The sequence below is a fragment of the Streptomyces sp. NPDC023157 genome (assembly GCF_055560575.1).
Genome location: NZ_JBVHIL010000002.1, coordinates 348,269 through 363,477 on the forward strand (window position 1 = coordinate 348,269; position 15,209 = coordinate 363,477).

Genomic DNA, 15,209 nt, shown 5'->3' on the forward strand with positions numbered 1-15,209 from the left:
AAGGGAGGACGGACGAGACGGCCGGAAGGTTTCACGCATATCGGACGCGAATGTCACACCTTCGTCATGGCGCCCGGCGTGTCCCCGCCGACGAGGCCGGTGCCGCCGACGTGCTATGCGGATGGGGGCATCTCGGCAGCTCCGGCCGGTCCTTGGTGCGGACGGCGGGCAGCCAGGCCGTGGCGGGCGCGCCCGCGAGGGGGAGCCGGATGCGGAACCACACGGTGGAGGTGAGGTCCTCCTCGTCGATGATGGGCAGCCCGTCCGGCAGCCGGCACTCCGCTTCGAGGACGTCGCCGTGCCACACCCTCGTCGGTACGACGTTCTCGGCCGTGTAGGGGCGGAGCGGGTCGATCGCCAGGCCGAGACTGCACTGGCGATCGCGGTCCTTACGCTCCTGGCAGCCACGCTCGGCGTTGAACACCCTTATCGGGGCGGGGCCTTCGGCCATCGGCCCGTTCGCGCCGACGCCCCCTGGTCCGGGGTACGCCCAGAGCGCGGCGCCCAGCGCCGCGCAGACGGCCACGGCGAGCAGCGCGCCGAACAGGCGGGGCCGTCCGCGCCCGCTCCGGGTACGGGGCCCGTGCGGGGCGGGGCGGCGGGCGATCCGGTCGAGGAGGCTCTCGGCCGTGTGGGCGGCGCGGGCCTCGTGGCTGGGGGCGAGGCAGTCGGCGGCGAGCTCGCGCCAGAACGCGGGAACGGCGTGGTCCATACGTAACGGAGCGTGCCCTTCCGCGTACTCGCGGACGGCGGCGGTCCGGGCGGCCGGGGTCGCGCCGGGGAACGGCGAGGTGCCGGCGGCGAAGACCTCGTGGATGACGATGCCGAGCGCCCAGACGTCGGCGCTGGGCCGCACCCGTACGCCCCGTTCGCCGAGCGGCTCCCGCCCGCGCTCGGGCGGGAGGTAGTCCAGAGTGCCCATCGGGGGCGTGTAGCCGTGGGTGCCGGTCAGCTCGATGGCGAAGCCGAAGTCCGACAGCTTCACCGAGCCGTCCCCGCCGATGAGGATGTTCTCGGGCTTGAGGTCGGTGTGCACCCAGCCCGCCCGGTGCAGATGGGCCAGGCCCTCGCAGATCCCGGCGATCAGCCGGGCCCCCTCCGCCTCGCTCACCCCGGCGTCGAGCAGCTCGCGCAGACTGCACCGGGCCCGCTCCATGACCAGGACGATCGCTCCGTCCAGGGCCGGGTCCTCGCACGCGCCGAGGACGACGGAGTCAAGGAGCCGCACCAGACGGGGGTGCGCCGCCCTGCGCCCGAGTTCGACCTCGCGCGCGGCGGCCTCGGCCACGTCCCGGGCCTGGCGCGGGGCGAGCCCGGCGGTCGGCATGATCTTGAGCGCGACCTCCTCCGGCCCGCCGCTCCCCGGGTCGGCCGGCCGGGCCGCGTACACGGTCGCCCAGCCGCCGGAGCCGATCGGCTCGGTGACGATCCAGTCGCCCACCCGGCAGCCCTCGGGCAGCGGTTCCGGCCGCCCGCTCCCCCACGAGACGGACCGCTCGTCCACCCGCGCCACGCTCCTACCGTCCCCGCTCGGCGGGTTCGGTGCCCGGCGACAACAGCGCGAGGTGCTCCTCGCGGACGATGCCGAACTTCAGGGCGAGGCCGACCACGGCCTCGCGCTTGCCGTTCCTGCGGTCGCTGCGGCCGGTGTCGCCCGCCCCGGGGACGCCGATCCGGAGCTTCTCGTCGGCGAGGTAGTCGATGTGCGAGCTGACGGCGCGGGCCGTCAGCTTCGCGCAGGCGGCGTGGCCGCGGAGCCGCTCGACGACCTGCGGCGTGGTGGGCACCGCCACCGGCGAGCGGTCGCGCAGCCAGGGTTCGCAGAGGGCGACGAGCACCAGGAAGTACGTGGCGGTCTCGTCCAGGGAGTACGCGGTGAGGGTGCGGCTCTCGCCGAGGCCGCCCATGCCGCGCGGGTCCATGTAGACGTGGTCCGGCGCGAACACCTGGAAGAAGACGGTGGTGTCGCGGCGGGTGGGCAGCACCACCCGGGAGAACTCGAAGGGGATCGGCGCGCCCGAGCGGCGCGGCGGGACGCGCAGGTACTCGCCCGCGCCCTCCGGGTTCTCCACGAGATAGCTGTGGGTGGTGCTGTGGTTGCTGAGCTGCCAGTGGTCGTCGGTCGCCCGGATCTCGCCGGCCAGCCGGGAGATCGCCGCGTCGGCGAGGCGCAGCTCGACGGGCATGCTGGAGGAGCCCCGGCCGAACCGGGCCCGCTGGCCGGGCCCGAGTCTCAGGGTGACCGCGTCGCCGCAGCCCTCCCCGTCCGCGCCCCCGCCACTGCCTTGCGGCAGGTGGATGACAATCCCGCTCACCGCTCCCCCGTCCCGCGTGCCGACCACTGCCCGACACACAGAACGTTACCGGTTGCAACCGGTGATGCACCGAGTGGCATCGGCCACTTCGGCGTGCCTCCACACGGTCTACACGTGCGGGTTCTCCCCGCTCGTCCGGTTCGTGACGGGCTGTCAGGGCGCGGGGGTGCTCGACCGGAGCGTTGCGACCGCGCGGTCGCCGAAGGCGGTCCACGGCTGCCAGCCTCCGCTGGGCCGTGTCTGGACGCGGGTGCGGATCCTTCCCTCGGTGGTGACCGCGAAGAGGTGGACGCGGCCGGTGGAGTCGACGGCGGCGGACGGGGTCGCGGTGAGGACGGCCCCGGGCTCGCCGAACTCCTCGGCGGTGGCCCAGGGGCCGCCGGAGGTGGTCTGCCAGCGGTGCTCGAGGCGAGCGCCGCCGGGGGCCAGCGCGAACGCCTCCAGCCGTCCGTCGGCGCCGGGGACGAGCAGCGGGGCGGCGGTCGACCAGCCGAACAGCGGCTGCCAGGCGTCCCAGCCGCCGCTGGGGACGGACTGGCGCCGGTGGAAGGAGCCCACGCCGGACGGGGCGACGGCGGCGACGGTCAGCCGGCCGCTGCCGTCCCGGGCCACCCGTGGCGCGTTGCCGGCGGCGGTGCCGAAGGCGCTCCACGCGGACCAGCCGCCGTCGGGCGCGAGCTGCCACCGGTGGGTGAGCGCGGTGCCGCCGGGGGCGAGCAGGAACACTTCGAGGCGCCCGTCCGCGTTGGCGGCGACGACCGGCGGGGCGCCCGCGGGCCCGCCGAATCCGGCGTCCCACGGGTCCCAGCCGGACGAGCCGGGCGCCGTCTGCCTGCGGCGGGCGACGACGGCGCCGTCGGGACTCAGCGCGAAGACCTCCAGACGGCCGTCGGCGCCGCGGGCGACGGCGGGGGCCGCCGCGGCCGGGCCGCCGAACTCCTGCCAGTCGGACCAGGTGCCGTCGGCGCGCTGCGCCCGGTGGTGCAGGTTGACGCCGCCGGGGGCGAGCGAGAAGACCTCCAGTCGGCCGTCGGCGTCGCGCCCGAGGGTGGGGACCGCGCCGGCGGGGCCGCCGAACCGCTCCCAGTCGGACCAGGTGTCGGCGGCCGGGTCGAGCTGGACGCGCCGCAGCATCGAGCGGTCGGCCGCGTCGAGGGCGAACACGTTCAGCCGCCCGTCGACGTCGAGGGAGACGGCCGGGTTGTCCGGGCTCTGCCAGGAGGGCGGGGTGGTCCGCCACTGGAGGGGCGCGAGCGAGAGGCCGTGGCCGAACCAGCCGGCCGCGCTCGCGTAGCGGTCGGTCCCGTCGGTGACGACCTCGACCGCGTGGCCGGGCACATGGCCGGCGTAGCCGTCGAGGGTGAAGCGGAAGGGGTCCGGGGAGGCGAGGACGTCGGTGCCCTCGTAGCCGACCCGGGGGCCGATGAACAGGTAGTACCAGCCGTCCTGTTCGAGCACGAAGGGCGACTCGGTGACCGAGACCCCGGTGGACTCGGTGGTCTCGTCGGCGTAGGCGACGGCGGGCTCGCCCCAGTGGACCAGGTCGTCGGAGCGGCGGTGGCACACGAGGTGCCGGCCGTCGGCGGCGGACACCTCCGTGTAGTACATGACCCACTGGCCGCCGATCCGCGTCACCATCGGGTCGCGGGCGGCGCGGCCCCGGAACAGCGGGCCGGACGGCAGGCGGGTCCAGGTGAACAGGTCGGTGGAGGTGGCGAGGTTGATCGAGGCCCCGTCCTTGCCGCCGGCCGCGTAGAACATCCAGTAGGTGCCGTCCGTCTCGATGACGTGCGGCGCCCAGAGGTGTTCCTCGCCGTGGTAGCCGGGGTCGACGGTCAGGGCGTCGGCGTGGCCGGTCCAGGGGCCGTACGGGTCGGGGGCGGAGGCGTGGGCGAAGGTGGTCTCCGCCGCGCTGTCCGGGGAGCGGCCGGGTGCCGCGCTGTCGCCGACGATGCCGAACACGTGCCAGCGGCCGTCGGCCTGGAGCAGGGTGTGGTCGTTGAGGTAGCGGCGCCGTCCGGGGGTGGACGGGTCGTAGACGGGTGTGAAGGGGCCGGCGCCGATCCACCGGTGGGGCGGGATCGTCCCCGCGGCGGCCCCGGCCAGGGCGAGGCCGGGGAGGGCGAGGGCGCCGGCGGCGGCGGCGGTCGCCCGCAGCAGCCCGCGTCTGCTGATGGGGTGCATGGCTCTTCTCCTGATCGGCGGGACCCCGGTGGTCCCTCGGCCGGCCGGGCCGCTCAGGGGCGGGCCCGGCCGGTCGCGGGGGTCGGGTCAGTTGACGGCGGGGCCGGGGGTGCTGTTGAGCCAGGCCCAGTCGGACCACGTCGCGAAACCGGTCTGCCACTTGTGGTAGACCCCGGCGTGGCTGGTTCCGAACACCTCGATGCGTCCGTCGGCGTTGGTCGCGGCGGTGACCTCCGTACCGCCGCCGCCGTAGTTCTCCCACTGGCCGTACGGGGCGTTGACCCCGGTCTGCCAGAGGTGCTGGGCGACGCTTCCGTTGAGGGCGAAGACCTCGACCCGGCCGTCCGGCGAGCGTTCGCTGGTGAGCTGCGCGTCGGCGGGGCCGCCGGTCGGCTCCCAGTCGGACCAGCTCGTCGGACTGGTCATGTACTTGTGGAAGACACCGACCGGGCCGGAGGCGAAGACCTCCAGGCGCCCGTCCTGGTTGTGGTCGACGGTCAGGTCCTTGCCGCCGCCGCCGAAGGTCTCCCAGGCCGACCAGCCGCCGTTGACCGCGGTCTGGTACTGGTGCTGGAAGACGTCGCCGTTGAGGGCGAAGACCTCCAGGCGCCCGTCGGGGGACTTCTCCACCTCGATGCGTCCGTCGGCCGGGCCGCCGCCGGTGGCCTCCCACTCGGACCAGCCGCCGTTGGGCGCGGTCTGGTACTTGTGGAAGACGCCGACCGGGCCGGAGGCGAAGACCTCGATCCGCCCGTCGGCGTTCACACCGGCCGCGATGTCGCGCCCGCCGCCGCCGAAGGCCTCCCAGCCGGACCAGGCGCCCGAGGGCGCCAGCTGGTAGCGGTGCATGAAGGTGTTCCCGTTGATCGCGAACATCTCCAGGCGCCCGTCCGCGTTCGGGGCGATCGCCAGCTCCGCGCCGCCCGGGCCGCCCAGGGCCTCCCAGTCGGACCAGGCGCCGTTGACGCCCACCTGCCAGGCGTGGTGGACGCCGTCGGCGCCGGCCGCGAACGCTTCGAGGCGCCCGTCGGCCGAGCGGGCCGAGACGACCCGGCCGGACTCCGCGGGGTAGACCACCGGGGCGGGCCCGGGGCCGGGGTGGCCGAGGCGGTCCACCGCGGCGCGCGCCTCGTCCAGGTGCCGCCGGTGGACACCGGCGTTGTACGTCGACCAGGGCTGCCAGTTGGTGCCGCCGTTGGAGATGGTGAACGCCGCGTTCGCGTTGCACTGGGCGTTGTAGGCGCAGCCGTCGTCGACCTCGGGGTGCCAGTAGTCGTTGATCTGCCACAGGCCGCGGTCGCGGGACGGCGGCGTGTTGTTCGTGACGTTGGTCGCCGACGGGTCGCAGCTGGACTCCGCGAGGGCGACGGCCACGGCCGTGACCAGGCCGTCGCCCCGGAATCCCGCGTTGTAGCCGACCTGGGCGCACAGGTCGCTGGAAGCGGCCTGCGCCGGCGAGGCGACGCCGGTCAGGATGCCCGCCGCGAGGAGCAGCGAGGCGAACGCCGACACGGCGGCGCGATGAGGCGCTCTTCGGGAGCGCTGTCCGGTACTCACCTGCTGACTCCTCAATTGACCGCGGGGCCGGGGCCGTTGTTGACCCACGCCCAGTCGGACCACGTCGCGGGCCCGGTCTGCCACTTGTGGTAGACGCCGGCCTGGCTGGTTCCGAACACCTCGATGCGTCCGTCGGCGTTGCTCGTGGCGGTGACCTCCGTACCGCCGCCGCCGAAGTTCTCCCACGGGCTGTACGGGGCGTTCACCCCGGTCTGCCACAGGTGCTGGGCGACGCTCCCGTTCATGGCGAACACCTCGACCCGGCCGTCGGCGGTGCGCTCGCTGGTCAGCTGCGAGTCGGCGGGGCCGCCCGTCGGCTCCCAGTCGGACCAGCTCGTCGGGCTCGTCTGGTACTTGTGGAAGACGCCGACCGGGCCGGAGGCGAAGACCTCGATCCGCCCGTCCTGGTTGTGGTCGACGGTCAGGTCCTTGCCGCCGCCGCCGAAGTTCTCCCAGGCCGACCAGCCGCCGTTGACGCCCGTCTGGAACAGGTGCTGGAAGGTGTTCCCGTTGAGCGCGAAGACCTCCAGGCGTCCGTCCGGGGCCTTCTCCATGTCCACCCGGGCGTCGGCGGGGCCGCCGCCGGCGGATTCCCACTCGGACCAGCCGCTGTTGGGCGCGGTCTGGTACTTGTGGAAGATCCCGACGGGTCCGGAGGCGAAGACCTCGATCCGTCCGTCGGCGTTGACCCCGGCGGCGATGTCGCGCCCGCCGCCGCCGAAGTTCTCCCAGCCGGACCAGGTGCCCGAGGGCGCGACCTGGTAGCGGTGCATGAAGGTGTTCCCGTTGATGGCGAACATCTCCAGGCGCCCGTCGGCGTTCGGGGCGATGGCTAGCTCCGCGTTGCCGGGACCGCCCAGCGGCTCCCAGGCCGACCACTCGGCGTTCGCCGCGAGCTGCCAGGCGTGGTGGACTCCGTCGGCGCCGGCCGCGAAGACTTCGAGGCGCCCGTCGGCCGAGCGGGCCGAGACCACCCGGCCGGATTCCACCGGGTACATCAGGGGCCTGGGCTGCGGGGCTCCGCCGGGGACACAGGGCAGGGTCACGCCGTGTTCGGCGAGGTAGACCTCGGGGTCGATGCCGTAGGAGGTGGAGGTGTCGCCCCAGATCCGCAGATGCAGGTGGACGCCCTGCGAGTCGCTGCCCTCGTTGCCCATCAGCGCGATCCTCTGGCCGGCCGTGACGTGCTCGCCGGCGGACACGAACCGCTGGTACATGTGCCCGTATTCGGAGATGCGCCCGTCGGGGTGCAGGATGCGGATCCACTGGCCGTAGCCGTCGGCGTATCCGGAGTGCGTCACCTCTCCGTCGCCGATGGCGTAGATGGGCGTGCCGAGGTCGTGGGCGATGTCCACGCCGTTGTGGCCGGGGTGGTAGCCCTGGGTGACCTGTCCCTCGGCGGGACAGGCCGCGGTGTAGTCGGCGGCCCGGGCGGGCTGGGCCGCGGCCGACGGGGTCACGAGGAGACCGGGTGCGAGGGCCGCGGTGGCGGCGAGCAGGACGCGCAGGGCGCGCCGGGGAAGACCGAGCATCACGACAGTCCCCCGTCACGCCTTGCGCAGGCGGGCGATGATGCCGTCGATGTCGCGCTGCATCATGTCGCGGCGGATGAAGTGGCCGCCGGGCAGCTCGTACGACTCGTGCGGGATGCGTGCGTTGTCGAGGAGGCCACGGAACTCGCGCTGTCCGGCGAGGACCTGGGTCTCGTTGACGGTGTCGAACCAGTTGACCGGGTCGGGGCTGGTGCCGGCGACGAGGAAGACCCGCTTGTTGCGGTAGCTCTCGATGCGCTGCACGGGGTTGTCGGCGCTCACCCGGGCCTCGTCCCAGAACGGGGCGCCGTAGATCGTGCCGCCGTTGAGGTCGAGGGCGGCGGCGGAGGCGTTGGCCCAGTGGCCCACGACGCCGCCGTCCCGGCGAAGGCTGGCCGGGCCGGAGTGGGCGCTGACCGAGGCGAAGTGGCCGTAGTACTTGGCGGCGTACTTCAGCGCGCCGAAGCCGCCCATGGAGAAGCCGGCGACCGCGCGGCCGTCGTACTCGGCGAAGGTGCGGAAGTTGGCCTCGACCCAGGGCAGCAGCTGGTTGATGTGGAACTGTTCCCAGTTGCGCGGGCCGACGTTGGAGCTCACCGGGTTGGAGTACCAGCCGGCGTGGCCGCCGTCGGGCATGACCACGATGATCCGCCGGCCGGCCGTCCAGTCGCGGACGCCCTCGCGGTCGAAGGTGATGAAGTCCTGGTCCGTGCCGCCGCCGTGGAACAGGTACAGGACGGGGTAGGTGCGTCCGCTGTAGTGGTAGTCGTCCGGGAGCAGTACGTTGACCCCGGGGTTCCAGCCGATCGCGTCGGTCGCGAAGCGGTAGTACCACATCCGCTGGTCGCTCTCGTTGCGGTCCACGATGCGCAGTCCGAAGCCGTCACCGGCCGCGGCGGCCGACGAGGCCGAGCCGAGGACGCCTCCGGCGCCGAGGGCCAGGGCGGCGGAGAGCCCGCCGGCGGACTTGAGGATGCTCCTGCGGGTGGGGTGGTGCGCGGTCAAGGTGACCTCCTGGGAGACGCGACGGTACCCGGCGCTGGGCGTTTGGAAGGTAGCGACGCGTCTCCCGGAGGGGAATCCGGAACCTTACGGAATGACAGGTGCGGCGTCTTGGGCTAGGGCCTAGAGGTGGCCGGGGCCCAGGAGCCTGCGCAGTGCTTCGTAGCCGCGCCGGTCGTAGGGGTCGGACAGGTCGAGGAAGACGGTGTGCAGGGCGCCGTCGTGGGTGTACACGTCGAGGTGGCCGCTGAAGTAGGCGGGGCGGCGTCCGGTGGCCCATGCGGCGGACTCGATGTCGGCCGGGTCGAAGCTGTGGGCGCCGAGCACGACCGGTTCGCCGGGCAGGAGGTGTCCGGGGTCGAGGTCGTGGAGGAGCGCGCGGGCCTGGGCGGCGGTCCTCTCGTCCCCGTCCGTGAGGGCCCGCAGATAGACCTCGCGCCCTTCGGCGAGGCGGCCGGGGTCGACCTCGACGAGGCGCCGGTGCGCCCGGTGGGCGGTGTCGCCGAGGAACGGGGGTTCCATGGCGCGCAGGTAGAGGCCGCAGGCCTCGTCGGTGTCGCCTTCCTCGGCGGTCAGGTTGGCGAGGTTGAGCAGGGCCTTGCGAGCGTGTTCGGGATGCCCGCTGTCGACGGCCAGCCGGTAGAGCGCGCGGGCGTGCGCCGGTTCGCCGTGGCGCTGCTGGAGGATCGCGTAGTTGAACAGGGACTGCGGCGCGTGGTCGCGGTGTCCGGTGGCGATGGCCCGCTCGAAGGCGGCGCGGGCCTGCGCGGTGCGGCCGGCCTGGGCCTCCAGGACGGCCAGGTTCGCCAGGGCCATGGGCCCGATGTCGGGGTGTCCGCTGTCGGCCGCGCGGAGGAACGCCGCCCGGGCGGCGTCCACCCGCCCCTCGGCCCGGTCGCGTACCCCTTGGTCGAAGTCTTCCCGTGCGGCCTGTTCGGTGGCTCCCACCGTCGCTCCTCCCTCGTGCCGGGTGCCCGTTCGTCCGGCCGTTCCGCCGGTGGCGCGGGCGTGCATGCGCCGTTCCGCTGTCGGCGCGGGGGTGCAGTGCGCCGTTCCGCCCGCGTCGCTGGGGTGTCGTGCGCTTTCGGCCGTCAGCGGACGTGTGTGGCGATCCGCCGGGCGCACTCCAGCGACTCGGTGTGCGTGGTGTCCACCTCCAGGTCGTAGGCGACACCTTCGTGCACCTGCCCGGCCTGGAGGGCGGCCATGCCCGGGGACCGGTCGCCCCGGGCGATCTCGCGGCCCGCCGCGACCGTGCTGTCGCAGCGGACGCCGACCCACAACACGTCGAGCCCGTCGAGGTGTTCGCGCCAGCGCCGCTGGGACTCGGCCCCGCCGAGGAAGACCTCGTCGACGATGATCCTGGCCCCGGCGCGGGCCATGACGGCGATCCCCTCCGTCCAGGCCGTCTCCAGTCTGCGGAACTCCGCCCCGACGCTCACCTCGCCGTCCGCGCCGATCTCCAGGCCCTCTTCGGAGGCCTGCATCCGGGCGGGCAGCGCGTCGACGAAGGAGTCGACGCCGAAGGCGAGCCAGGGGTCGGGGAGCACCGACTGGAGGCAGCGGACGATGCCGGACTTCCCCGCGCTGGAGCCGCCGTTGAGGATGATCATCTGTGTGGTCACCGCGCAACGGTAGGCCCGGTCGCCGTGGGCGGGAAACGGATTTCGGGGCGCCGGGGGTCAGTTCCCGCCGATCACCCTCACATACGGCTCGACGCCGGGGCGGTGGGCGGGCCAGCCCGGGTCGCCCGTCGCGGCGAACGCGGCCAGCGCCCCGCTGAACGAGCGGGCCAGCTCCCGGTCCTGGGCGTCGACCGGGCCGAGCATCGGCGCCGTCGCGTAGGCGTCGAGGCGGTCGAAGGAGAACGGGAGCTCGGCGCAGTGCGGCGCGCCGAGTCCCGGGACGGCCGTCGAGGCGCGGGCGAAGCGGTAGACGTGGGCCGGTGTGCCGTGGGCGGCGCACTCCCGCGCGAGGGTGTCGACGCCCTCGCCGAACGCCGCCCGGGTGACGGCCGCGACCAGGTCGGCCGGGGCGTCGGGCCCGAGGAAGGCGGTGGCCTCGTGCGTGGTGCTGCCGACGAGGACCCCCTTGCCCGCGAGTGCCCCGGCGGCGAGGGCCGTCGGCCAGGCGGCCGGGTAGCCGAAGCCGCCGAGGACGGGGTACATCGGCGGGGCGCCGTCGCCCGGGCGGGCCAGCTCGGCGGCGACCCTGCCGTACGCGTCGAGGATGTCGGCGGCCGGTACGTCCCGCAGGGACTTGGCGAGGTGCTCGTCGCGCTCGATGCCGAGCAGGGCGAGGAAGCGGTCCGCCGCGCGGGTGGCGTCCTCGGGTGCCTGCGGGAGGAGGTTCCAGGGGCCGCTCTGCAGGACGACCCGGTGGACGAGCGGGCCGGTCGCCGGGTCGAGCGCGAGGGCGAGGGCGGAGTACGCGCCGGCGGACTGGCCGCCGACGGTGATCCGGTCCGGGTCGCCGCCGAAGGCGCCGATGGTGTCCCGTACCCAGTGCAGGGCCGCGGCCTGGTCACGGACGCCGAGGTTGTCCGCGCCCGCCTCGGGCAGGTGGAGGTAGCCCAGCGGCCCGATCCGGTAGTTGGCGGTGACCACCACGAGGTCGCCGGCGGCGGCCAGGCGGGCCCCGTCGTACCAGTCCCAGCCGCCGGAGCCGCTGGCGAAGCCGCCGCCGTGGAACCAGAGCAGGACCGGGCGCGGCCGGTCCCCGGCGGCGGGTCGGAAGGCTCCGCCGGTCCCGATAGCTCCGCCGGTTCCGACGACTCCGGCCGGTGTCCACACGTTGAGGTTGAGGCACCCGTCCTCGTCCCAGTCGGCTGTCCGCTCGCCCATGACCGGCGCGAGCCGTCCGGGTCCCTGGGGCACGGAGGGTCCGGCCTCCGTCGCGTCGCGGACACCCGGCCAGCCGGGGTGCGCGGCGGGCGGGCGGAAGCGGAGCCGCCCCACCGGTGGGGCGGCGTAGGGGATGCCGCGGAAGGCGGTCACCCCGCCGTCCGTCCTGCCCCGCAGGCTCCCCTGGCGGATCGCCAGAACCGTCGTGTTCCCGTTCGTGTCTTCCCTCGTCACCCGACCAGTGTGCTACCTGGCGGACTCCGGTGCCGGACCCAGGACCCGGTCCAGGTAGGCGTTGGCGAAGACTCCGGTCGGGTCGACCTTGTCCCGTACGGCCGTGAAGTCGTCGAAACGCTCGTAGCGGGTGCGCAGGGTGGCGGCGTCCAGCTGGTGCATCTTGCCCCAGTGGGGGCGCCCGCCGAAGGAGCCGAGGATCTCCTCGCAGGCCTTGAAGTACCGCTCGTGGGGCATGCGGTGGTACTGGTGGAAGGCGATGTAGCAGCTCTCGCGCCCGTACGCGGTGGAGAGCCAGATGTCGTCCGGCGCGGCGAAGCGGACCTCCAGCGGGAACGACACCCGCTCGCCACTGCGGTCGACCCAGCGCTTGATCTCCCGCAGCGCGTCGACGGCGTCCTCGCGGGGGATGGCGAACTCGCCCTCGTGGAACCGTACGTCACGGACCGAGGCGAAGACCTTGAACGACAGGTCGGTCCACTCGCGGGCGGACATGGCCCGGGCGGCGAACCGCGTGATCGGCGGGACGAGCGCCGGGAAGCGGGTGCCGAGCCGGTTGAGCAGGTCGAAGCCGGTGCCGCTGACGGTCTCGTCGAGGCGCCGGGAGAAGTCCCCGATCGGGGCCAGCGGGGTGTCGCCGGGCAGCCGGCGGAAGCTGCGGGTCAGCGTGGTGGAGCTGTGCGGGAACCAGAAGAACTCGAAGTGGGCGTTGGTGTCGGCGAGTTCGTGGACGCGGGCCAGGGTCTCCTCCACCGGCCGCGTCTCGTCCCGGGCGTGCAGCGCGAAGAGCGGGACGCACTGGAGGGTCACCCGGGTGAGGATGCCGAGGGCGCCGATGCCGACGCGGGCGGCGGCGAAGAGCTCGGGCCGCTCCTCGGCCGAGCAGGTGACGAGGGTGCCGTCGGCGAGGACCAGCTCCAGGGCCCGCACCTGGGTCGCGATGCCCCCGAAGCGGGTGCCGCTGCCGTGGGTGCCGGTGGAGATGGCGCCGGAGATCGTCTGCCGGTCGATGTCGCCGAGGATCTCCAGCGCGAGTCCGTGCTCGGCGAGCAGCGGGTTGAGCCGCCACAGCGGCATGCCCGCGCCCACGGTGACCAGGCCCGTCGTGCGGTCCACCGACTCCAGCGCGGCGAGCCCGTCCAGGCGCAGCTGGACGTCCGGGGCGACGGCGACGGGGCTGAAGGAGTGGCCCGCCCCGACGGCCTTCACCCGGCTCCCGCCGCGGGCGGCGGCGGCGACCGCGGCCGCCACCTCGCCGGCGTCGGCGGGGCGCACCACCCGTACGGGGGTGGCGTGTTCGCTGCCCGACCAGTTGCTCCACGTGCCCGCCACGTTCGTCATGCCCGGGGTCCTCTCGCAGGGATCGGCGGTCCGCGCCGAACCGGGCGCGGTCGACGGAAGACTGAACTCGGTCAGCTGTCCAAGTCAAGCGTCCTGAAGCATTGACTCGGACAGCTGACCGAGAGAAGGTGGCGCCCCAGCAGGACCGAAGACGCCCGTCCTCAGACAGGGGGAGCAGCCTTGCCGGCCACCACCGCCATCCGTGCCGCCGCCGCGCCGATGTCCTTCGAGGAGCTGCGCCGCGCCACGGCCGAGCTCAGCCCGCCCTTCGCCGTCGTCGACCTGGGAGCGCTGCACGCCAACGCCACCGGGATGGCCCGCCGCGCCGGGGGCAAGCCCATCCGTCTCGCCAGCAAGTCGCTGCGCTGCCGCCCGCTGATCGAGCAGGTCCTGCGGATGCCGGGCTTCTCCGGCGTCCTCGCCTTCACCCTGCCCGAGGCGCTGTGGCTGGCGCGCACCGCCGACGAGGCCGTGGGCGACATCCTGGTCGGCTACCCGTGCGCCGACCCCGCCCCGCTGCGCGCCCTCGCGGCCGACGAGCGGGCCGCCGCCCGCGTCACGATCATGATCGACTCGCTGGAGCACCTCGACCTGCTCGACTCGGTGCTTCGCGCGGACGGCCCCGTCGTACGGGTCTGCCTCGACCTGGACGCCTCACTGCGGCTCCTGGGCGGCCGGGTCCACCTGGGCATGCGCCGCTCGCCGCTGCACCGGCCCGACGCCGCCGCGGAGCTGGCCCGGGCCGTCGTGGCCCGACCGCGGCTGCGGCTCGTCGGCGTCATGTCGTACGAGGGGCAGATCGCCGGGGTCGGCGACGCCCAGCCGGGCTCGCCGCTCACCCGCTCGGCGCTGCGGCTCGTCCAGCGGACCTCGGCGCGGGAGCTGCGCCGGCGACGGGCGGCGGCGGTGCGGTCCGTGCAGGACGTCACCCCGCTGGAATTCGTCAACGGCGGCGGCACCGGCAGCCTGGAGGTGACCTCGGCGGAGCCGGCGATCACCGAGCTCGGGGCCGGATCCGGCATCTACACCCCCGCGCTCTTCGACCACTACCGCGCCTTCCGGCCGCTGCCCGCCGCCTACTTCGCCCTCGACGTGGTCCGGCGGCCCGCGCCCCGGCACGTGACGGTCCTCGGCGGCGGCTGGACCGCCTCGGGCCCGGCGGGCACCGACCGCCTGCCGGTGCCGGTGTGGCCGGCCGGGCTGCGGATGCTGGCCCGCGAGGGGGCCGGCGAGGTCCAGACCCCGCTCGTCGGCGACGCCGCCGACAGCCTGCGGCTCGGGGACCGGGTCTGGTTCCGCCACGCGAAGGCCGGGGAACTGTGCGAGCGCGTGGACCGGCTGCACCTCGTCGAGGAGGGCCGGATCGTGGACATCGTCCCCACCTACCGCGGCGAGGGCCACGCCTTCCTGTGACGTGCAGGGCGGGCGGGGCCTCCCCCGCCCGCTCCTCCCCCGCCCGCCCGGACGCCGCCGTCGCCGCCACCACCCCCGCGCTCGGGGTAGCGTGCCCCGACACCACCTCACCTCCGGGAGTTCCCATGAGCCGCCGATCGGCCGACGAGCGTCGCGAGCAGCTGATCGACGCGGCGATCCGGGTCATGATCCGCGACGGCGTGGCGAAGGCGACCACCCGAGCCGTGGTCGCCGAGGCGGGGCTGCCGCTCGGCGCGTTCCACTACTGCTTCCGCGCCAAGGAGCAGCTGCTCCAGAGCGTGATCGAGCGGATCATGCTGCGCGCCCTGGACCCGCCGGCCGCGCCGCCCGCGGCGGAGCTGCCGGTCGACGAGGTGGTCCGGGGCACCCTGCGCGCCTACTGGGAGCGGGTCCGGCGGAACCCGGACGAGCACCTCCTGACGTACGAGCTGACGCAGTACGCGCTGCGCAAGCCGGGCCTCGCCGACGTGGCCCGCGGCCAGTACCGGCACTACACCGAGGTGAGCCTGCGCCAGCTGGAGACCATCGCGCGCCGCTCCGGCGCCGAGTGGACCCTGCCGCTGCCCGTCCTCACCCGGTACGGGCTGAGCGCGCTGGACGGGCTGACCCTCAACTGGCTGATCGACCGCGACGACGAGGCGGCCTCGGCGGCGCTCGACATGTACGCGGACCACCTGGTCACGCTGCTGCGACCGGTCACGGAACCGGCCGCCGCTGTCTGACCCGTATGGCAGGGTCGGAGGCGGCCGTACCACCACCGAGTCTGG

12 protein-coding genes are annotated in these 15,209 nt (G+C 74.4%); 2 read left to right on the top strand and 10 right to left on the bottom strand.

Features of this window, described 5'->3' with window-relative positions; genetic code table 11:
- Nucleotides 1-64: 64 nt before the first annotated feature.
- The 10 genes from ACZ3ZE_RS07255 to ACZ3ZE_RS07300 all read right to left on the bottom strand — a co-directional run bounded on the left by ACZ3ZE_RS07255 (nt 65) and on the right by ACZ3ZE_RS07300 (nt 13,008).
- On the bottom strand, nt 65-1,504 hold the full coding sequence (locus tag ACZ3ZE_RS07255; protein ID WP_467257834.1) for a serine/threonine-protein kinase: 1,440 nt from the start codon (nt 1,502-1,504) through the stop codon (nt 65-67).
- Nucleotides 1,505-1,517: 13 nt separating this feature from the next.
- Nucleotides 1,518-2,315, bottom strand: a complete 798-nt coding sequence (locus ACZ3ZE_RS07260; protein WP_363291048.1) for a serine/threonine protein kinase — start codon at nt 2,313-2,315, stop codon at nt 1,518-1,520.
- 153 nt (nt 2,316-2,468) lie between these two features.
- Nucleotides 2,469-4,499, bottom strand: a complete 2,031-nt coding sequence (locus tag ACZ3ZE_RS07265) for a DUF8189 domain-containing protein (protein WP_467257837.1) — start codon at nt 4,497-4,499, stop codon at nt 2,469-2,471.
- Between the two features lie 87 nt (nt 4,500-4,586).
- On the bottom strand, nt 4,587-6,056 hold the full coding sequence (locus ACZ3ZE_RS07270; RefSeq protein ID WP_467257840.1) for a DUF8189 domain-containing protein: 1,470 nt from the start codon (nt 6,054-6,056) through the stop codon (nt 4,587-4,589).
- An 11-nt stretch (nt 6,057-6,067) separates the two neighbouring features.
- The gene (locus tag ACZ3ZE_RS07275) at nt 6,068-7,591 is read right to left on the bottom strand and encodes a DUF8189 domain-containing protein (protein ID WP_467257842.1); all 1,524 of its coding nucleotides are present in this window, start codon (nt 7,589-7,591) and stop codon (nt 6,068-6,070) included.
- Nucleotides 7,592-7,603: 12 nt separating this feature from the next.
- Complete coding sequence (locus tag ACZ3ZE_RS07280; RefSeq protein WP_361170501.1) at nt 7,604-8,593, bottom strand: alpha/beta hydrolase; 990 nt, start codon at nt 8,591-8,593, stop codon at nt 7,604-7,606.
- 120 nt (nt 8,594-8,713) lie between these two features.
- Nucleotides 8,714-9,538 (bottom strand): tetratricopeptide repeat protein, encoded by an 825-nt coding sequence (locus ACZ3ZE_RS07285; protein WP_467257844.1) that lies wholly within the window; start codon nt 9,536-9,538, stop codon nt 8,714-8,716.
- A 143-nt stretch (nt 9,539-9,681) separates the two neighbouring features.
- Complete coding sequence (cpt, locus tag ACZ3ZE_RS07290) at nt 9,682-10,215, bottom strand: chloramphenicol phosphotransferase CPT (protein WP_361170495.1); 534 nt, start codon at nt 10,213-10,215, stop codon at nt 9,682-9,684.
- A 57-nt stretch (nt 10,216-10,272) separates the two neighbouring features.
- A complete protein-coding gene (locus ACZ3ZE_RS07295; protein ID WP_467257846.1) occupies nt 10,273-11,667 on the bottom strand; it encodes a carboxylesterase family protein in 1,395 nt (464 codons plus the stop codon).
- 12 nt (nt 11,668-11,679) lie between these two features.
- A complete protein-coding gene (locus ACZ3ZE_RS07300) occupies nt 11,680-13,008 on the bottom strand; it encodes a D-arabinono-1,4-lactone oxidase (RefSeq protein WP_361170489.1) in 1,329 nt (442 codons plus the stop codon).
- A gap of 180 nt (nt 13,009-13,188) precedes the next feature.
- Between ACZ3ZE_RS07300 and ACZ3ZE_RS07305 the strand changes: the two genes are divergently transcribed.
- Nucleotides 13,189-14,421, top strand: a complete 1,233-nt coding sequence (locus ACZ3ZE_RS07305) for an amino acid deaminase/aldolase (RefSeq protein ID WP_442305214.1) — start codon at nt 13,189-13,191, stop codon at nt 14,419-14,421.
- A gap of 125 nt (nt 14,422-14,546) precedes the next feature.
- Nucleotides 14,547-15,164 carry a TetR/AcrR family transcriptional regulator gene (locus ACZ3ZE_RS07310; protein ID WP_361624323.1) on the top strand — a complete coding sequence of 206 codons (618 nt, stop codon included), beginning with the start codon at nt 14,547-14,549 and terminating at the stop codon, nt 15,162-15,164.
- Nucleotides 15,165-15,209: the final 45 nt, after the last annotated feature.